General features: G+C 72.4%; 19 protein-coding genes. 6 read left to right on the top strand and 13 right to left on the bottom strand.

Features of this window, described 5'->3' with window-relative positions; translation table 11 throughout:
* The first annotated feature begins 93 nt into the window (after nt 1-93).
* Nucleotides 94-1608: a threonine/serine ThrE exporter family protein gene (locus I8920_RS01400; protein ID WP_198657428.1), complete on the top strand. Its 1515-nt coding sequence runs from the start codon at nt 94-96 to the stop codon at nt 1606-1608.
* A 147-nt stretch (nt 1609-1755) separates the two neighbouring features.
* Here the strand turns inward: I8920_RS01400 and I8920_RS01395 are convergent, their stop codons facing one another.
* Nucleotides 1756-1950 carry a DUF2795 domain-containing protein gene (locus I8920_RS01395; RefSeq protein WP_027467172.1) on the bottom strand — a complete coding sequence of 65 codons (195 nt, stop codon included), beginning with the start codon at nt 1948-1950 and terminating at the stop codon, nt 1756-1758.
* An 83-nt stretch (nt 1951-2033) separates the two neighbouring features.
* Nucleotides 2034-2717: a TetR/AcrR family transcriptional regulator gene (locus I8920_RS01390; RefSeq protein WP_198657427.1), complete on the bottom strand. Its 684-nt coding sequence runs from the start codon at nt 2715-2717 to the stop codon at nt 2034-2036.
* A 172-nt stretch (nt 2718-2889) separates the two neighbouring features.
* On the opposite strand from I8920_RS01390, the gene I8920_RS01385 reads away from it, so the two are divergent.
* Complete coding sequence (locus tag I8920_RS01385) at nt 2890-3207, top strand: hypothetical protein (RefSeq protein ID WP_198657426.1); 318 nt, start codon at nt 2890-2892, stop codon at nt 3205-3207.
* Between the two features lie 102 nt (nt 3208-3309).
* On the opposite strand, the gene I8920_RS01380 is transcribed toward I8920_RS01385, so the two are convergent.
* The gene (locus I8920_RS01380; RefSeq protein ID WP_198657425.1) at nt 3310-4251 is read right to left on the bottom strand and encodes an SDR family oxidoreductase; all 942 of its coding nucleotides are present in this window, start codon (nt 4249-4251) and stop codon (nt 3310-3312) included.
* Nucleotides 4252-4395: 144 nt separating this feature from the next.
* On the opposite strand from I8920_RS01380, the gene I8920_RS01375 reads away from it, so the two are divergent.
* Nucleotides 4396-5235 (top strand): hypothetical protein, encoded by an 840-nt coding sequence (locus tag I8920_RS01375; RefSeq protein ID WP_198657424.1) that lies wholly within the window; start codon nt 4396-4398, stop codon nt 5233-5235.
* Nucleotides 5236-5298: 63 nt separating this feature from the next.
* On the opposite strand, the gene I8920_RS01370 is transcribed toward I8920_RS01375, so the two are convergent.
* From I8920_RS01370 to I8920_RS01355, 4 genes are all read right to left on the bottom strand, one after another.
* Nucleotides 5299-6081 (bottom strand): endonuclease/exonuclease/phosphatase family protein, encoded by a 783-nt coding sequence (locus tag I8920_RS01370; protein ID WP_198657423.1) that lies wholly within the window; start codon nt 6079-6081, stop codon nt 5299-5301.
* Nucleotides 6082-6119: 38 nt separating this feature from the next.
* Nucleotides 6120-7628, bottom strand: coding sequence for an LCP family protein (locus I8920_RS01365; RefSeq protein WP_198657422.1), 1509 nt, complete (start codon nt 7626-7628; stop codon nt 6120-6122).
* A 144-nt stretch (nt 7629-7772) separates the two neighbouring features.
* Nucleotides 7773-8423, bottom strand: coding sequence for a GntR family transcriptional regulator (locus tag I8920_RS01360; RefSeq protein ID WP_198657421.1), 651 nt, complete (start codon nt 8421-8423; stop codon nt 7773-7775).
* A 12-nt stretch (nt 8424-8435) separates the two neighbouring features.
* Entirely contained in the window at nt 8436-10550 is a 2115-nt protein-coding gene (locus I8920_RS01355; protein WP_198657420.1) for an MMPL family transporter, read from the bottom strand.
* A 77-nt stretch (nt 10551-10627) separates the two neighbouring features.
* On the opposite strand from I8920_RS01355, the gene I8920_RS01350 reads away from it, so the two are divergent.
* Together I8920_RS01350 and I8920_RS01345 are read left to right on the top strand one after the other, a co-directional pair.
* Nucleotides 10628-11035, top strand: coding sequence for a MarR family winged helix-turn-helix transcriptional regulator (locus I8920_RS01350; RefSeq protein ID WP_198657419.1), 408 nt, complete (start codon nt 10628-10630; stop codon nt 11033-11035).
* Nucleotides 11036-11114: 79 nt separating this feature from the next.
* Nucleotides 11115-12158 (top strand): LCP family protein, encoded by a 1044-nt coding sequence (locus tag I8920_RS01345; protein ID WP_198657418.1) that lies wholly within the window; start codon nt 11115-11117, stop codon nt 12156-12158.
* A gap of 78 nt (nt 12159-12236) precedes the next feature.
* On the opposite strand, the gene I8920_RS16260 is transcribed toward I8920_RS01345, so the two are convergent.
* The 6 genes from I8920_RS16260 to I8920_RS01315 form a co-directional block, all read right to left on the bottom strand.
* Nucleotides 12237-12938: a LysM peptidoglycan-binding domain-containing protein gene (locus I8920_RS16260; protein ID WP_198657417.1), complete on the bottom strand. Its 702-nt coding sequence runs from the start codon at nt 12936-12938 to the stop codon at nt 12237-12239.
* 300 nt (nt 12939-13238) lie between these two features.
* Nucleotides 13239-14390, bottom strand: coding sequence for a 23S rRNA (uracil(747)-C(5))-methyltransferase RlmC (rlmC, locus tag I8920_RS01335; protein ID WP_198657416.1), 1152 nt, complete (start codon nt 14388-14390; stop codon nt 13239-13241).
* 7 nt (nt 14391-14397) lie between these two features.
* Entirely contained in the window at nt 14398-15261 is an 864-nt protein-coding gene (locus tag I8920_RS01330; RefSeq protein WP_198658567.1) for an SMP-30/gluconolactonase/LRE family protein, read from the bottom strand.
* Nucleotides 15262-15303: 42 nt separating this feature from the next.
* Nucleotides 15304-15924: a DedA family protein gene (locus tag I8920_RS01325; RefSeq protein WP_198657415.1), complete on the bottom strand. Its 621-nt coding sequence runs from the start codon at nt 15922-15924 to the stop codon at nt 15304-15306.
* A gap of 66 nt (nt 15925-15990) precedes the next feature.
* Entirely contained in the window at nt 15991-16650 is a 660-nt protein-coding gene (locus I8920_RS01320) for a FadR/GntR family transcriptional regulator (protein WP_198657414.1), read from the bottom strand.
* Nucleotides 16647-17366 (bottom strand): SDR family oxidoreductase, encoded by a 720-nt coding sequence (locus tag I8920_RS01315; protein ID WP_198657413.1) that lies wholly within the window; start codon nt 17364-17366, stop codon nt 16647-16649. Before I8920_RS01315 ends, I8920_RS01320 begins: the two co-directional genes overlap by 4 nt.
* 93 nt (nt 17367-17459) lie before the next feature.
* Between I8920_RS01315 and I8920_RS01310 the strand changes: the two genes are divergently transcribed.
* Nucleotides 17460-18212: an SDR family NAD(P)-dependent oxidoreductase gene (locus I8920_RS01310; RefSeq protein ID WP_198657412.1), complete on the top strand. Its 753-nt coding sequence runs from the start codon at nt 17460-17462 to the stop codon at nt 18210-18212.
* Nucleotides 18213-18248: the final 36 nt, after the last annotated feature.

The following is an 18248-nucleotide window of genomic DNA, read 5'->3' as shown; positions in this document are numbered from 1 at the left end:
GACGGGAGGCCCGGTGCCAGCTGGCACCGGGCCTCCCGTCCGTCGCTCAGCGGACGTCCGGACTCGGGCCGCCTCGGCTGGCACGATGGCCTGATGGCCGAGCAGCACCCCCCTGGCCCGCACAAGCCGGGCCGTCCGCCCCGGCCACGCCGCCGCAACCTGGCGCAGCACGACCTGCGCGACGCCCGTGCCCGCCTGCGCGGCACGATCTACGAGCACGTCGAACCCGACGCCAAGGGGCGCGACCAGTACACGGCGCAGCAGATCGTCGACTTCTGCCTCGACCTGGCCGAGGTGATGCTCGCCTCGGGCGCGGACACCCGCAGCGTCGAGACCGCCGTCGTCGCCGTCTCGACCAAGTGGAACCTCGCGCCGCTCGACCTCGACTTCTCCGGCAGCTCGGTGACGATCCAGTACGCCCCCGCCGACGTCCCACCGCTCGTGAAGGTCCGCACCGTGCGCTCCGACGGGTCCGACCTCGACAAGCTGGCGCGGGCGAACCAGATCGTCGACGACCTGATCCACGACGACCGCGACATGACCTCGGCGGTCAACGCCCTGGTCGCCGTGCTGCGCCTGCCCCCGCGGTGGCCGATGTGGCTCTCCGACGTCGGCCTGTCCGTCCTCGGCATCTCGATCGCCATGCAGGCCGGTGGTGGCGTGCGCGCCGGTCTGGGCGCGTTCGTGCTGATGCTCGGCATCATCGTGTCCGGACGCTGGCTGACCGGCCGCGGCTACCCGCAGTTCTTCGTGTCCGGGGCGCAGGGCGCCGTGGCCTCGGCGATCGGCACCCTCGCCATCTGGGCCGGGGTCCTCGACCCGGGTGGAGCGGCCACCATGGTCGCCGCCCTCGTCGTGCTCCTGCTGCCGCACCCGTCGTTGGTGACGTGGGCGCAGGACGCGATCTCCGGCTTCCGAGCGATGGCCGTCGCACGGGCGTTCTACATCGGGCTGATCATCGCCGCCATCGTGGTGGGGGTGCCCGCGGGGATCGCCCTGACCCACTGGCTGTCGATCGAGGTCGACCCGACCGGCATCGTCACGCGGACCCTGCCGCTCTGGGCGTCGCTGTCGCTCACCGTGGTCTCGGCCGCCGCGAACTGCTTCGTGCAGCAGGCCAGTGCCCGGGTGATCCCCGTCGCGGTCGTGTTCTCGGTGGCGGCCGGTGCGGCGCTGTGGGGACTGCGCCAGCTCGGACTCCCGCTGCTCGGGGCGACGTTCCTGGCCGCGGTCCTGCTCGGCGTCCTGTCCACCTACGCCGCGGTACGGATGCGGACGGCGGTCGCGGCGATCGCGGTGCCGGCGTTCTGCGGGGCGCTGCTGCCCGGTGTCGCCGTGTCGAACGCCCTGCTCAACGTCATGTCGGGGTCGTCCAGCGCGGCGCTCGACTTCGTCGCGGCGGTGTCGGTGGCGCTCGGGATCGGCGCGGGCCTGGTGCTCGGCGGCCTCTTCGCCACGCCGGGCGCCCGCCGCGCCCTCCGCCGCACCCGCCGGGTCGTCGTGCACTCGGTGCACAGCGACACCACCGCGCTCCGGGTCATCCGGGACTCCGGGTACGACCCCGGCAACGGCTCGGTGCCGCGCGGCACGCGCTCCGACACGCCCTGAGCGGCCCCGGCGCCGCTGAGTGAGCAGAAGACGTCGGATGCGGTCGCGCCACCCGACGTCTTCTGCTCACTCGATGGGCACGAGCCCGCTCGGGCACGAGCCCACTCGGGCACGAGCCCACGCGAGCACGAGCCCGCGCGTCCGCGCTCAGCCGGCGTCGGAGACGGCGCTCGACACCGCGGTCGGGGCGTCGTACTCGCCGTCCGGGATCGCCCGGAGCGCCTCGAGCACGTCGTCCGGCGCGCCCTCCTGCTCCGCCGTCGAGACGACGTCGTCCTTCGATGCCGGGTAGTCGATGCCGCTCAGGTACTTCTGGACCTGGATGGGGTTCGGTGCTGCCATGTCGGTTCCTTCCGTCGACATCAACCGAGTACCCGGTCGGTGCTCGGAGCCGACGGAGCGATGCGTTCCGCGGACGAAGCGCCTCAGAGCTGCCAGCTGCCCGAGTCGTCGTCGTCCCAGGTCGCGTGCCGACGGGCGGCCGACGGCTCGTACCGCTCCATCCAGCCGCGCTCGAGTCGGGCGACCGCGCGGTCGAACGCCGGCACGAGGTCGAGCTCCGCACGGAGCAGGGACTGCAGCTGCAGCCCCTCGTACAGGGCGATGAGCTGCTCGGCGCCGCGCCGCGGGTCCATCGTGTGCGGCGCGCGGCCCGTCGCGATGTCGCGTTCGAGACCGCGCGTGATCTGCGCCCAGAACAGCTGGTACCGCGACCGCAGGTAGGGCGCCATCGGGTGCGCCGGGTTGCCCGCGACCGACAGCAGGGCGACCAACAGCCGCATCAGCGCGGGGTCCTCGGCGTTCGAGGCGACGATCGCGCGGAGCAGGTCGACGGTCGAGCCGTCCGCCACCTCGTGGGTGACCTCGTCCATCCGGGCACCGCTCCAGCGGTCCACCGCGGCGAGCACCAAGCCGTCCCACGACGGGAAGTGCTGCTCGAGCTCGGCGACGGAGATGCCCATCCGCTCGGCGACCTGCACGGGCCGTGCCTCGTGGAACGGGACGTCGCGGAGCAGGTCGACGGTGGCACCCACGATGGTGATCCGGAGGTGCAGGGTCGCCGCCGCGGCAGCCGCAGCGTGCGTGTCGGCGCTGGTGTGTTCGAGCATCGTGCCCTCCGTCGTCCCCGGACGTCCTGTCCGTGTCACCCCGGGTCCGGGGCACGTCCATCCAAACGCAGAACGGGGGACACCAGAATCCCCGGTACGGGTGTCGGCACAAGGGGGGACAGACCTCCCGGTGCCCAGCGGGTCCGCGGCCTCGCGTGTGACGATGTCGGACATGACGCCGAACGATCCGACCGCGCAGGGCCTGGCGACCATGGCCTCGGCCGGGTTCGAGTTCGGTGGCGATCCGGACCAGGTGGCGCACGACGTCCGCACGATGTGGGAGCAACTCGGTCGCCCGGCCGGTGCGTTCGAGGCAGCGGCTCAGGCCATCGCCGTGCTGCCGCAGCGCCCCGAGGTGCCGATCGCCGAGCAGGCCCGACGCCGGGCCCTCGAGCACGCGATCGGGATCAACCCGGTCGAGGTCGAGCTCGCCGCCGCACTCTCCGCCCGCGAGCTGCTCGAACGGCTGGCACGCTCGGTCACCTGCTGACCCCGGCGGGGCGACAGACGCGACCCGGAGCACGACGGGAGGCGCGGTGCCCACCGGCACCGCGCCTCCCGTGCGATCGCTCGCTCGCTCGTGGAACGCGCCCTACGGCGTCGGCATCCCGCCGTCCACGTGCAGGGTCTCACCGACGACGTACGACGACTCGCCGCTCGCCAGGAAGACGAAGGCGGGCGCGAGCTCGGCCGGCTGACCCCAGCGGCCCAGGTAGGTCTGCTCACCGGCGGAGGGCAGCGCCTCCGGCGGCTGGCCGCCTGCGGGCTGCAGCGGCGTCCAGATCGGACCCGGGGCGACGGCGTTGACGCGGATGCCCTTCGGTGCGAGCTGCGCGGCGAGGCCCTTCGCCATGTTGTTCACGGTCGCCTTGGTGGCCGCGTAGTGCACCAGGTGCGGCGACGGCGCGTACGCCTGGATCGACGTCGTGTTGATGATCGTCGAGCCCGGCTGCAGGTGCGGCACGGCGGCCTTCGTGATCCGGAACGTCGCGTAGGCGTTCGTCTTGAAGGTCTCGTCGAACTCCTCGTCGGAGATCTTCGTGATGTCGTCGACGTTCTGCTGCTTGCCGGCGTTGTTCACCAGGATGTCCAGACCACCGAGCTGCTCGACCGCGTCGGCGACGAGCTGCTCGCAGAACTCGAGCGAGGTGATGTCACCGGGCAGCGCGACGGCCTTGCGACCGGCGGCCTCGATGAGCCCGACGATGCGGTCGGCGTCCTCCTGCTCCTCGGGCAGGTACGAGATCGCCACGTCGGCGCCCTCGCGGGCGTAGGCGATGGCGACGGCGGCGCCGATGCCGGAGTCACCGCCGGTGACGAGGGCCTTGCGGCCGGTCAGGCGCCCGGAGCCGCGGTAGGTGTCCTCGCCGTGGTCGGCGGGGACGTTCTTCGCCATCTCCTCGTCCGTGCCGGCACCCTCGAGGTACTGCTCGTCGGGCTTCTTGTCGGCGTACAGCTTCGTGGGGTCCTGCATGGAGTACTGGTCGAGCGCACCCTGGGCAGGCCCGGTCTGGTCGTTCTGCTGGTCCGTCATGCCGCCGACGGTACGCAGGGGGTCGCCCCGGGCCGTCCAGGAGGCTGTCCCCCGGTGTCCGCGAATGTCACGGTCCGGTGACGGCCCGGCTCCGATTCGGTAACACCTGTCGTTGTGGTCGCGTGACGGTCGTACCGTTCTACGGTGACTCCTCGGACCCTGCTGGCGCTCGGCGCCGCCGTGCTGGTCGGTTCGGCCAGCGCGCTGACCACCGGTGGTGCGACCGGGTCCGGCGCCGACACCGCCGCAGCCGCAGCCGCCGAGACCGTGCACGACGCCGCACCGGTCCACGTCTCGGCGTCGGAGCTGCGCCGCGTGGACTCGATCGAGCTCGACGCCGAGGCGCTGGTGCTCCGTGACGGCCGCCGGACCGTCGTCGAGTCGTCGATGCGCGACTCCGACCTCACGGTGACCCTGCTCGACCGGCTGCTCGGCACCCCGACGCGCACCCGCACGGCCGAGGGCGATGGGGGCGCGTGCTTCCCGGCCGGCACGACCTCCACGTGGGGCGGCGCACTGCGCGTGGCGGCGCTGCTGACCGATGCCCGGGCGGGCAACGCGGTCGAGGTCCGGGTGCTGCGCGACTCGGTGCGCAGCCGACTCGGCGACGACATCGAGCTGACCGGTCCGCACGGCGTCCAGGTGGGCGACGACATCGCGGACGAGATCGCCGACGCACCCCGCTCCGAACGGGTCTCGTACGGTTCCGACGACTCCCGCGCCTGGCAGCTGCTGCTGGACGAGGGGTGGGGCGACATGCGCGCCGGGGACGACCGCGACGCGCGCAGTGACCCGGACGAGCGCCGTGACGCCGATGCCGCGGACCGCCACGGTGCCGACGGCGATGACGGCGGCGACGGGAACGGCGACGGCGACAGCGACGGGAACGGGAACGGCACGAACGGGGTGTCCGCGTTGACGAACGACACCACGGTCACGGTGATCGGGTCGCCGATGCCCGTGCACGCACAGCGCACCTGCTGACCGGACCGCGCAGCTCCCGGCCGGACCCTGCAGCCACCGACCGGACCGCCGGGCCCGCTCTGCTCAGATGCGCAGGGTCGCCACGACCGGGAAGTGGTCGCTCGCGAACCAGGTCTCCGGCCCGTCGTGGTCGATGACCACACGGTCGACCCCCTCGACGTCACGCGTCAGCACCCAGTCGATCCGCTCCCCCGTGTCGACGGGCGGCTGCCAACCGTTGAACGAGGCCGTGCGGTCCCCGGGGTCGCCGGCGACCGTCCAGGCGTCGGTGAACCCGGCCTCCGCGAACACCCGCGACGCCGCACCGGAGCCGGACGGCTCGTTGCAGTCCCCGGCGAAGACGACCGGCCCGGTGGTGCCGGCCAGACGTTCGACGATGAGCGCGGCGCTCCGTCCGCGCACCTCGTCGCCGTGCGGCCCCTGCTCGTGGTCCAGGTGCGTGGTGAGCAGCGTGAACGCCGGCCCGTCGGCGTCCAGGAACCGGGCGTGGTTGGCGATCCGGGGGTACAGGCTGCGCCACGTGTTCGACACCGGCTCGTCGGGGGTGTCCGACAGCCAGAACGAGCCCTCGTCGGCCGGGCGGAACCGGTCGCGGCGGTAGAACACGGCCGCATGCTCCCCGGCGACACCACCCTCACGGCCCTGCCCCACGTCGGCGTGGTCCGGCAGCCCGGCACGCAGGTCGTCCATCTGGTGGGCGAACGCCTCCTGCACGCAGAGCACGTCCGGGTCGTGTCGGCGGATGACGTCGAGCACCACGGGCAGGCGAGCCGGCCAGTCGTGCGCGGGGTCCGGGTTCTTGATGTTGTAGGTCATCAGGACGATCGGGCGTGCGGCGCTGGTCACCCCACGAACCTACCGACGACGCCCCCGGGGCGTTCGCATCAGTAGATGCAGGTGCTGTCCGTGCCGTAGTTGTGCACGTCGGTCGACTTCGGCGACGGTTCCTTCGCGGGCTTCTTCGCCGGCTTCGACGACGTCGATCCCGAGTCCGAGCCACCGGCCGCCGGCTCGGAGGCCGTCGCACTCGGCGCGGCCGGCGCCTTCGCGGTCTTGCCGTCCGTGCCGAGGACGAGGGTGACGCCGGTGACCGCACCCGTGCGGACCGCGACCGCACCGGGCACGGCGGACACGACTGCCTTGGCCTGCGACTCCTGACCGGCCGGGTACTGCACCTGCGTGGTCTTCGTGACCGACGACGACCCGGCGGGGGCCACCTGGAAGCCGCGCGCGGTGAGCACCTGACCCGCCGCCGTGGCCGCACCCTCGACGCCGCTGCCGTTCAGCACGGTGACCGCGGTGTTCGCGGGCTGCGACCGACCGGCCTTCTCGTACGCCTCGGGCTGGCCGACCAGGCCCTGCACGAAGGCGGGCAGGCCGACGGTGTCGACCTCGACGATGGACAGCGCCGATCCGTTCACGTAGATGGTCGGGGTGCCGAGGGTCGGGATGGTGGCGGACTGGATGTTGGCCGGCCGCAGGTTCCGCATCTGACCGGCGAGCGACAGCAGGTCGGTGTCGGTCTGGATCGAGTCGCCGACCGCCCCGAGGATGTTGTTCATCTTCACCGGGTTCAGGAGCGTGCCGGCCGACAGGACCTTCTTGGCCTCCTGCGACAGGAAGTACTGCTGGCGCACGTTGCGGTCGAGGTCGCCGTTCGGCAGACCGTGCCGCTGCCGCACGAAGGACAGCGCCTGCTTCGCGTCGAGCGAGGACTTGCCCGCGGGCAGGTCGAGCCCGGAGAACGGGTCGTTCGTCGCCTGCTTCAGGCAGACCTGCACCGGCCCGAGCTCCTTGACCACCTGGTAGAAGCCGAGCAGCGAGACGCGGACGTAGTGGTCGATCGACAGCCCGCTCAGGTTCTCGATCGTCTTGATGAGCAACTTCGCACCACCGGTGTCGCCACCGCCGTTGAGCGTGCCGTAGTAGAAGGCGCTGTTGAGCTTGCCCTTGCCGACGTTCGGGATGTCGACGTACGAGTCGCGGGGGAACGAGATCATCGTCGCCTGGCTGCCGTCGGCGTTGATGTGCAGGACGATCATCGTGTCGGTGTTCGTCGCGCCGCCGTCGTCCTCGGTGCTCAGCTCGGCGAGCTGCTCGGGGGTGGCGTTGTCCGGGCGGTGGTCGTCGCCGACGAGCAGGATGTTCTGCGCCTTGCCGTCGACGTCGTCCTTCTGGTCCTTGCCCCCGGCGATCGCGTCGATCCGGGTCACCCCGCTCTGCAGGCGGTTGACGGCGAACACCGCGTACCCGCCGCTCAGCACCAGGGCCATGGTGAGCACGCCCGCCAGTGCCGGGAAGACGACGCCTGCCCGACGCTTCTGGCGACCGTGGCGCGGCGCCACGGCGCCGCGGTGTGCGGGCTCGGTCGTCTGCTCGGGTTCGTTGCTCACCGGGAAACCATAACCGGCACGCGCGGAACGGACATGGGATGCGCCTGGAAGGTCACCCCGTACTCGCCGTCACCCGGTCGGACCGGAGGCCCGTGGCGGCGCCGCCACGGGCCTCCCGTCCGTCGCGGGGTCGCGCTCGTCGCGTCAGTCGCGCGTCGGGAGCAGGTGGATCGCCTCCATCGCGAGCTCAGCCGCGATGGGGTCCTTCGCCAGGACGGCGTCCTTGAGCTTCGCGAGCTCGGGCAGGACGACGTCCGCCGGCACGAGTTCGGCGAGTTCGGGCACCCGGAGCTTGAAGGACAGTCCGTCGGTGGTGGAGCGGCACAGCTGGACGAGCGACGGGTTCCCGCAGGCGTCGGCCCACTGCGCGTAGATGTCCGAGCCTTCGCGGGCGACCTGGTCCTGGCCGTCCGAACCGATGCGCGCCACGACGTCGTCGAGCATCTTCACGATCTTCTTGCGCTGCGCGTCCGAGAACCGGGGCACCGCGAGCCGCACCACACCGCCGTAGATGACGCCCAAGGTGCGGTAGGCGTCGAGGAGCTCGTCATTCGTCGGGGCCGCGACCCGGGTGTAGCGGTTCGGTGCCATCTCGATGAGGCCGGCCCGGGCCAGCTCGGCGAGGGCTTCGCGGATCGGCGTGCGGGAGACCCCGAGCCACGCGATCAGGTCGTCGTCGTTCAGCCGCTCCCCCGGCTCGAGCGTGCCGTCCATGATGGCGTCGCGGATCTTGTCCTGCACGGTGTCGCGGAGGAGCTTGCGCTCGGCGGCGGGCTGCGTCGAGGGAACTGGCATGGAACCAGCGTGTCACATGTCAGGGCTCGAGCGCGACAGGCGCGACGGCCACCAGGCCCGACGGTCGAGGTCGTACACGAGCGCCGGCACGAGCAGCGAACGCACCACGATCGTGTCGAGCAGCACGCCGAACGCGACGACGAAGGCGATCTGCGCCAGGAACAGGATCGGGATCACGCCGAGGGCCGCGAAGGTCGCTGCGAGCACGATCCCGGCCGACGTGATCACCCCGCCGGTCACCCCGAGGCCGCGCAGGACGCCCTCGCGCGGACCGTGCCGCAGCGCTTCCTCGCGCACCCGGGTCATGAGGAAGATGTTGTAGTCGACGCCGAGTGCGACCAGGAACACGAACGAGTAGAGCGGGACGCTCGGGTCGGCGCCGGGGAAGTGGAACACGTGGTCGAAGACGAGCGCGCCGACGCCGAGGGCCGCCGCGAACGACACGATCACGCTCCCGATGAGCACGAGCGGCGCGACGACGCTGCGCAGCAGGAGCATCAGGATCAGCAGGATGACGACGAGCACCACGGGGATGATGAGCGTGCGGTCCCGGATCCCGGTGTCGTTCGTGTCGACCGCCGTCGCGGTGACGCCGCCGACGATGGCTCCCGGGTCGATCCGCTCGACGGCGGTGCGGAGGTCGCGCACGGTCTGCTCGGCGGCGTCCGAGTCGGCAGGGTCGGACAGCGTCGCCTCGAGCAGGACGTCACCGCGGGAGACGGTCGGCGCGCCACTGCCGCCGGCATCCCCGGTCACCGGGACGGTGCCGGCGGGGCTGTCCTTCGCTGCGGCGACCACACCGTCGACGCCGTCCACCGCGGTGACCGCGTCGACGAGCTGGTCGAGGTCGCGCTCCGCGCCGATGACCTGCGCCGGGCTGCCGGAGCCGCCCGGGAAGTGGTCGGCCAGCACGTCCTGTCCGTCACGGGCCTGCGACGACCCGAGGACCAGGTCGCTCTGCGGCACGCCGTCGGCCTCGAGCCCGACCAGGCCGGCCCCCATCGCGAGCAGGCCGACCGTGCAGACGATCCACACGACCCGGGAGCGACGCGCGACGAGCCGACCGACGCGCGCCCAGGTGCCGCGGGCGTCCGGGCCGGTGAGCACGGGATGGGCGCTGCCGAAGGCGGGGCGCAACGGCCAGAACGCCGCACGGCGGAACGCCAGGAGCAGGGCGGGCAGGAGCGTCAGCGCGGCGAGGACACTGAACACGATGCCGATCGCCGCCACGGGGCCGAGGGCCTTGTTCGAGTTGAGGTCGGAGAGCAGCAGGCAGAGGACACCGACGACGACCGTGCCGCCGGAGGCCAGGACCGGCTCGAGACTCCCCCGCAGCGCAGCCTTCGTCGCGTCCCATCCGGTGCGGTGGTCGCGCAGCGCCTCGCGGTACCGGGACGTGTAGAGGAGCGCGTAGTCGGTCGCGGCGCCGATGACGAGGATGGACAGGATGCCCTGCACCTGGCCGTTGACCGTCACGACGTCGGCCTTCGCGAGCCACCACACCACGAGGATCGAGGCGCACAGGGCGAAGGTGGCGGTGCCGAGCACCAGGACCGGCAGGAGTGGCGACCGGTAGACGACGATCAGGATCACGAACACCGCGGCGAGCGCTACCCCGAGCAGCAGTCCGTCGATACCGGCGAAGGCCTCGGTCAGGTCCGCGGTGAACCCGGCGGGACCGGTGACGAAGCCGCGCACACCCGACGGGAGCGCATCGGCGACATCCGCCCGGATGGCCTCGACCGCATCCCCGGTCTCGGCGTCCTGCGTGAGGGTGGCGACGATCTCTGCCGCGTCACCGTCCTCGCTCGGGATCACGGGGCTCACTGCCTGGACGTCGGCGCGGTCGGACAGGGTCGCGGCGAGTGCCTCCGCGTCGCCGAGGTCGGCCGGCGTCAGTCCACCGTCGCGCTCGACCACGATGATCGCCGGGGCGCCGGACTCCTCTCGGAACTCGGCGGACCGCTCCTGCACCTTCGTGGCGTCGGCGGAGGCCGGCAGGAACGAGGTCTGATCGTTCGTGGACACCTCGGAGATCTTGCCGAAGAACGGACCGCCGACGGCGGCGACGGCGAGCCAGACCACGATGACCAGTGCCGGCAGGACGGAGCGGAGGAAGCGGGACACGTCGGTGAGCGTACACCGGTCGTCAGCATGCTGACTACTTGACCGGACGGCCGAGGTGGCGACCGTAGGATCGCACCATGCAGGACACGACCGACCAGTGGCCCCTCGGTCGACTGCTCGCGGCCGCGGCCCGCTCGGTCGAACGCGACTGGGACGAACGACTCCGGGCCGTCGGGTTGTCCCACGCCGCCGTCGTCGCGGTGGACATCCTGATCCGGACGGGCCCGACAGGCGCCGACACCCTGGCACGGACGGCGCGCGTCCAACCGCAGACGATGTCGCGCACCCTGGAGCGGATGGAGCGGGACGGTCTGGTCGAACGATCACCGCACCCGGCCGACCGACGCCGCCGCATCGTCACCGTGACGGCGACCGGGCGGGCGGCCTGGGAGACCGCGCGGCACATCGAGCGCGAGGTCCTGCCCGAGGACGCAGCGCTCCGCTCGGCCCTGCGCGCGGTGCTGGCCGGACCCCCTGGTACATGACCGTTTCGATCTGAAATACCACATGCGGTAGGCTGGTGGAGTCGGACGTCCGCCGACCCGGAACCAGCTGGAGCCCCGCATGTCCGAACGTCGGGCGGCACGCGCCGCCGCCGAACAGGCCGAACGAGCCGCCCGCCCGCCGCTGCGTCGACGCCGTCCGTTCCTCGTCGCCCTGGTCGCGACGCTCGGCTCCCTGGTCGGCATCGCCACCGTCATCGCCGTCGTGGCGAGCGTGTTCGTCGGTGGCCTCGCCCGCAGCTTCGACGCCGGGCGGGAGGTCATCCGCGAGCCGTTCCCCGCCGGTACCCGTCCCGTCGACTCCGACGGCGAGAACATCCTGCTCATCGGCTCGGACTCCCGCGCGCAGGGCGATCCCGACGGCGGCCCGACCAGGACCGACGGGCGCTCCGACACCCTGATGCTGGCGCACGTCCCCGCGGACCACCGGGCGGTCTACCTCATGTCGATCATGCGGGACTCGTGGGTCGACGTCCCCGGGCACGGCCGCGCCAAGATCAACGCCGCGTACTCGTGGGGCGGCGTCCCCCTGACCGTGCAGACGGTCGAACACCTGCTGGACGTGCGCGTCGACCACGTCGCCGAGATCGACTTCGCGGGGTTCCGCGACATGACGAACGCCCTCGGCGGCGTCACCGTCGACTCGTCACAGGCGTTCTCCGCCCGGGGCCACGAGTTCACGGCCGGCGCCAACCGGCTGGACGGCGACGCGGCGCTCGTGTTCGTGCGGGAGCGGTACGCCTTCGCCGACGCCGACCACACCCGCGTGCGCAACCAGCAGGCGTTCATGCACGGCGTCGTGGACGGGCTGCTGTCCCGCGGCACGACCACGGACCCCGAGCGCATCCAGGACTTCGTCGCGGCGACGAGCGAGTACCTGTCGGTCGATGCCGGTCTGTCGTTCGCACGACTCGTCGAGCTCGGCTGGTCGCTGCGGAACGTGCGGGCCGACGACCTCGTCACCTTCACCGTGCCCACCGCGGGTTCGGGCACCTTGCCGGACGGACAGTCGATCGTCACGCTGAACGACCTGGAGGTCACGTCGCTGTCCCAGGCGCTCCGCTCCGACGACGTCGCCGCCTGGCTCACCGACCACCCGCAGTAGGCCCGCCCGGCCCGGACGCACGACGACGCCCCACGACTCGAGGTCGTGGGGCGTCGTCGTGGTCGATCTCCGGAGCGATCAGGCGGGGAGCTGGAGCTCCTGGCCGGCGTAGATCAGGTTCGCGTCGTCGATGGTCGACGTGTTCGCGGCCCACAGCTGCTTCCAGCCGCCCTCGATCTGCAGCTTCGTCGCGATCGTGTCGAGCGTGTCACCCGAGGCGATCGTGTACGTCTTGCCGCTCGTCTTGACCGGAGCGGGCTTGCTCGGCGCGGCCGGGGCCGACTCGGTGGTGCTCGGCGCGGCCGGCTGCGGCGCCGCCTGCTCGGCGGGGGCGGGAGCAGCCGGGGCGGCGGGCTGCGGTGCGGCCTGCTCGGCGGGCGCGGGTGCCGGTGCCGGTGCCGGCGCGGGAGCAGCGGCGGCCGGGGCCGCACCACTCGTGCCGCTCAGCCCGAGCTGGGCGGAGCAGGCGGGCCAGGCACCCCAGCCCTGCGAGGCGAGGACGCGCTCGGCGACGGCGATCTGTGCCTCGCGGCTGGCAGCGGCGGGGTTGCCCGTGCCACCGTTCGCCTGCCAGGTGCCGAGGTTGAACTGCAGGCCGCCGTAGTAGCCGTTGCCGGTGTTGATGGCCCAGTTGCCGCCGGACTCGCACTGCGCGAGCTGGTCCCAGGTCGAACCGGACGCGGCGTTCGCGGGGGACGCCGCGAGGCCGACACCGGTCGCGGCGATGCCGGCGAACGCGAGGCCGCCGACGATGGTGCGGGTACGGGAAAGCTTCTTCATGTGATTGCTCCACCGGGGTCACGAGCCGCATCTGCTGCGGGATCCACTGCCCACCCCGACCGATCGCGGTCAGTTGTGGGGTGCGCCACCGGGGGCAGTGGTCATCGGGCCGGCGGCACCTCGGTCGGCAACCATAGGTGTCTCGTCACCGTTATCAAACCGAGACCGTCGGTTCTACCCGTTCGTGCTATGTACCCCTCCTGCGACCTGAACGTCCCGATCCCCATGCCCATGGTCATCCGCCGTACCCGGGTACAGGACCTTGGCAATTCCCTGGCAATGCTGATGCATCCGCCCAGATCAGACCCTGGAGAGCAGCGTCACGGCCTCCAGGTGACCGGTCTGCGGGAACATGTCGAGTACCCGCGCGCGACGCAGGCGGAAGCTCGGCATCCGCGCCAGGTCCTTCGCCAGGGTGATCGGGTTGCAGCTCGAGTACACGACGTGCTGCACGTCGGACTCCTCGAGCCAGGTCGACAGGGTCGCTCCGATCCCCCGTCGCGGCGGATTGACCAGCACGAGCTCCGGCACCGCGTCCGGTCGTGCCCGGATCGCGTGCTCGGTGGCGTCGTCGGCGGCGAACCGGAGCCCCTCGAGGCCGGCCTCACGAGCGGACTGCTTGGCCGACCGGATCGCCTCGGCACTCGTCTCGATCCCCGTCACGGCTCGGCCGGGCCGTGCCGCGTGCAGCGCGAAGCCGCCGACGCCGCAGTACAGGTCCCACATCGACGCCGGGTCCAGCTCGTCGATCCACGCCGTCGCCTGCCCGTACAGCTCGGCGGCGACGCCGGTGTTCGTCTGGAAGAAGCTCTGCGGCCGCAGGTGCATGGTGATGCCGCCGAGCCGCATCGGCAGCGTCTCCTGCTCGGTGAGCACGATCTCGCGGTCGCCCTCGGTGACGGCCTTGTGCTCGGGCAGCAGGTTCGCCGTGACCACCACCGCGTCGGGCAGCACGGTGCGCAGGGCGTCGAGGTGCTGTCGGAGCCGCGGCAGCTGCCCCTCGGACCGCAGCACGAACCGGATCATCAGCTCGCCGTCGGGCGACTCGGTGACCAGGACGAACTTCAGCTCACCACGACGTGCGGCGACGTCGTACGGGATGAGCCCGGCGGACGACACGAAGTCGGCCAGGACGGGGAGCGCCCGCCGGATCCCCGGCGTGCAGATGCCGCAGTGCCGCAGGTCGACCCCGCGCTGCCGGTGGTCGAGGATGCCGACGGTGGGGTGCTGGACGGACCCGCCGACGACCATCTTCGCCTTGTTGCGGTAGCCGGACTCGGGGCTCGTGACGGCCGGCTCCCAGGCCACGGCCCCGGGTCCACCGGCTGCCTCGACGGCGTCGTGCAGGAGCTCGCGCGTCCGGAGCTCCTTGTCGAGCACCTGGTCGGCGTAGGGCTGACCCATGAGCGTGCACGACCGGCACACCCCGCGGTCGAAGTAGTCGCACTGCATGGCCGGGTCAGGATACGGCAGCGTCCCGGGTCGTCGTGGCGATGCGGTACACCGAGGTCGTCGCGGTGAGGAAGAGCGTCGTGCCGTCGTCACCGCCGAAGCACAGGTTCGACACGACCTCGGGGACGGCGACCGTGCCGATCCGTCCGCCCGTGGGCGCGAACACGACGACACCACGGTGCGAGGACGACCACACGTTGCCGTGCACGTCGACCCGGATGCCGTCCGGCGCCCCCTCGCCGGACTCGAGACGAGCGAACACCCGGCCGTTCTTGAGCAGGTCGCCCCGCCGGTCGTAGGCACGGATGACGGGTTCGTCGCCCGAGGAGCTCGCGACGTACAGCACCCGTTCGTCCGGGTCGAACGCCAACCCGTTCGGCTCGTCCAGGTCGGTGGCCACCGGACGCAGGTCCTCGCCCTCGGGTCCGCACCGGAACACCCAGTGGTCGCCGTACTCCCGGACACCCGGGTGCCCCTCGCGCGGCTGCGTGATGCCGTAGGCGGGGTCGGTGAACCAGACACCACCGTCCCGCGCGACCACGACGTCGTTCGGCGAGTTGAACCGCACGCCGTTCGACGTGTCGACGATGGGCGTGACGACCCCGTCGCGGTCCCGCTCGACGCGGCGCATCCCGTGCGAGCACTGGACGACGCTGCCGTCCCGGTCGAGCGTGCGGCCGTTCGTGAACTCGACAGAGTCGGCGTACACCGAGGTCTCCCCGGACCCGGCGTGCCACTGCAGGATCCGGTCGCCCGGGATGTCGGACCAGCGGAGCGTCCGGGTCGACGGGATCCAGCAGGGCCCCTCGGCCCAGGTGCTGCCGGTGGCGATGCGCTCGAGCGCGTCGGGGTCGGGCACCAGGTCGTCCAGCTGCACGGGTTCTCCTTCGAACGGGGTGCCCACGCTACGACGTCAGGCGGCGGCCGTCGCCTCGCCGCGTCGTCGCACGGCCTTCTCGATCGCCGAGATCACGAAGCCGAGCAGGATCGACGCGACCACCGCGAGCGCCGTCACGAGGAAGGGCTGCTCGCGGCTCCAGTGCCCGGTCGCCGCGGCGATGCCGACGCAGTACGCGGCCCAGACGACGTCGGCGAGCGCACAGCTGACCAGGAACCGCCGGAGGTCGAGTCCGCTGTCCGCGCCGACCAGGTTCGTGGTCAGACGGCCCATCGGGATGAAGCGGCCGAGCACCGCGATGCGTCCGGGGGCGGCGCGGTAGCGACCGTCGATGGCGTCCCGGGCCTTGCGGACCTTCGGACGCGAGAACCACGACCGGGAGCCGAGGTCGACCGAGCGTGCGAGGTGGTAGAGCCCGAGGTCGCCGAGGACCATGCCGACCGTCGCCGCGACCACGAGGAGGAGCACCGGCAGGAGCCCGCCGTCACCGCCCACCAGCAGCGTGCCGATCGCGACGACCAGCGCCTGGCTGGGCAGGAACACCGCGACGCTGCCGACGGCGAGCACGAGACCGACGACGAGGAACGCCCACGGGGTGCCGACGAGCTGGACCACGAGGTCCTGTGCTGCGTCCACGACTCACCCTCCACGGGCGTCCGGGCGACGCGCCGCCCCCATCATCCCAGGTCGGCGGCGCACCGGTCACGTCCGGTCGACGATCGCCCGCATCGCCTCGGCTGCGTCGTCCGCGCGACCGTCGACGACGGCCTGTGCGAGCGCGCGGTGGAGCCCGACGTCGTGCCGGTCGGGGCGGATGCTCCCGCGCTCCAGCAGGACCTGACCCACGACCCGGTGCAGCCGTCGGTACAGCGCGTTGCCGGACAGGTCGAGCACGAGCTGGTGGAGCCGCACGTCCGCTGCCACGAAGTCGGGGCGGTGGTCGCGCGCCGCGGCGGCGGCGAGCTCGTCCGCGGTGGTGCGCAGTGCCTCCCGTCGGTCGGCGCACTCGTCGAGCCGTGCCCGCAGGGCCGCTGCGGCCGCTGCGGCGGGTTCGACGGCGGCGCGCAGCGCACGGAGCTCGGCGGCCACCTGCTCACCGTCGGGCCCCTGCAGGCGCCACCGCACCACGCGCGGGTCCAGGACGTCCCAGTCGCGCACCCCGAGGACGGTGACGCCGACACGGGGCCGCGCACTGAGCAGGCCGAGGGCGACGAGGACGCGGACGGCCTCGCGGACGATGCTGCGACTGGCCCCCGTCCGGATCACCAGGTCGTCGGTGCTCCGGCGGCTGCCCGCCGCGAACGCGCCGGAGACGACCGCGGCGCCGATCTGGTCGAGGACGCGGTCGAAGGCGCTCGTCACCGCTGGGCGACCGGCGAGAGCACGAGCTCGTCGACCCGCACGTGCGCCGGGGCGCCGAGCACGAATGCGACCGTCCCGGCGACGTCCTCCGGCTGGAGCATGCGGCGCCGCGCGGCCGCGTCGGGGACCTCCGGGCGCTGGTCGAGGAAGTCGGTGGCGACGTCGCCCGGGCACAGGTGCGTGGCGCGGACGCCGTGCTCGGCCTCCTGCTGGTTGAGCGTCCGGACGATCGACCCGAGCGCCGTCTTGCTCGCCGAGTACGCGACGCCCGCACCCGGTTGGAAGGACCAGCCGGCGTAGGACGACACCACGACGACCACTCCACCGGAGGCGCGGAGAGCCGGGAGGGCGGCGTCGACGACCGTCACGACGGCGGTGGTGTTCGTGTCGAGCACCGCACGGACGTCGGCGAGCGACTGGTCGGCCCACCGTCGCGCCGGGGTGTTCAGGCCGGCGGCCAGGACGAGGCCGTCGATCCGTCCGTACTGGTCGAGCACACGGTCTCGGGTGTCGGCGACCGCGGCGGCGTCGGTGACGTCGAGCGGCTCCACCGTCACCGTCCCGCCTTCCGCCCGGACCGCGGCGGCGACCTGCTCGAGCCGGTCCGCGCGCCGACCGCTCAGCACCACCGCCCATCCGTCGCGGGCCGCGGCGACCGCGGTCGCCGCCCCCATGCCGCTGCCGCCACCCGTGATCCAGAGCACCTTCGCCGTCATGCTCGAATAGTATGACCATTGCAGGCACCGGCGCCCGCCGGCCGTCCTGTGGGACGCCAGGGCGGCGTCCCACCACCGACGACGGGAGCGACGATGCACCTGGACCTGACCGACCGCGTGGTGGTCGTCACCGGAGCGGCGCGCGGCATCGGTCGCACGCTCGCCGAACGGTTCGCCGCCGAGGGCTGCCGCGTCGTCGCGCTCGACCTGGCCTTCGAGGCGGGGTTCCCGCTCGACCACGTCGTGTGCAACGTCGCCGATCCGCGGTCGGTGCGCGACGCCGTGGACGACGTCGTCGAGCGACACGGCAGGATCGACGTGCTCGTGAACAACGCCGGGATCAACGTCGAGGGCACCGTCGCCGAGCTGGAGTGGGACGCCTGGCGCCGCTGCATGGACGTCAACCTGGGCGGCACCTTCCTGATGAGCCAGGCCGTCGCACCCGTGATGCAGGCGGCCGGACGCGGTCGGATCATCAACGCGGCCTCGTTCGCGGCGATCGTGCCCAGCGTCGGGAGCGCGGCCTACGCGGCGTCGAAGGCCGCCGTCGTCTCGTTCACCCGGGTGCTCGCGTCCGAGCTCGGGCCGTGGGGCATCACCGTGAACGCCTACGCGCCCGGCATGGTGCCGACCGCGATGAACGGCTTCGCCACCATGCCGGCCGAGGCGCAGGACCGGTTGCTCGACACGCTGTCGCTGCGCCGGTGGGAGACGGCCGACGACGTCGCCGACCTGCTCGTCTTCGTCGCGAGCGACGCCGCGGCCTACATCACCGGCACCCTGCTCGACGTCTCCGGCGGCAAGCTCGCGACCCAGATCCCCGCCCGCGCGCACGGCCGGACCTGAGCGGTCGGCTGTCCGCCCGCACAGGTTCTCCACATG

Source organism: Curtobacterium sp. YC1 (assembly GCF_016267665.1).
Taxonomy (GTDB): domain Bacteria; phylum Actinomycetota; class Actinomycetes; order Actinomycetales; family Microbacteriaceae; genus Curtobacterium.
Note: the sequence above shows the minus strand (reverse complement) of the source record. Positions and strands in the feature narration are given on the sequence as shown.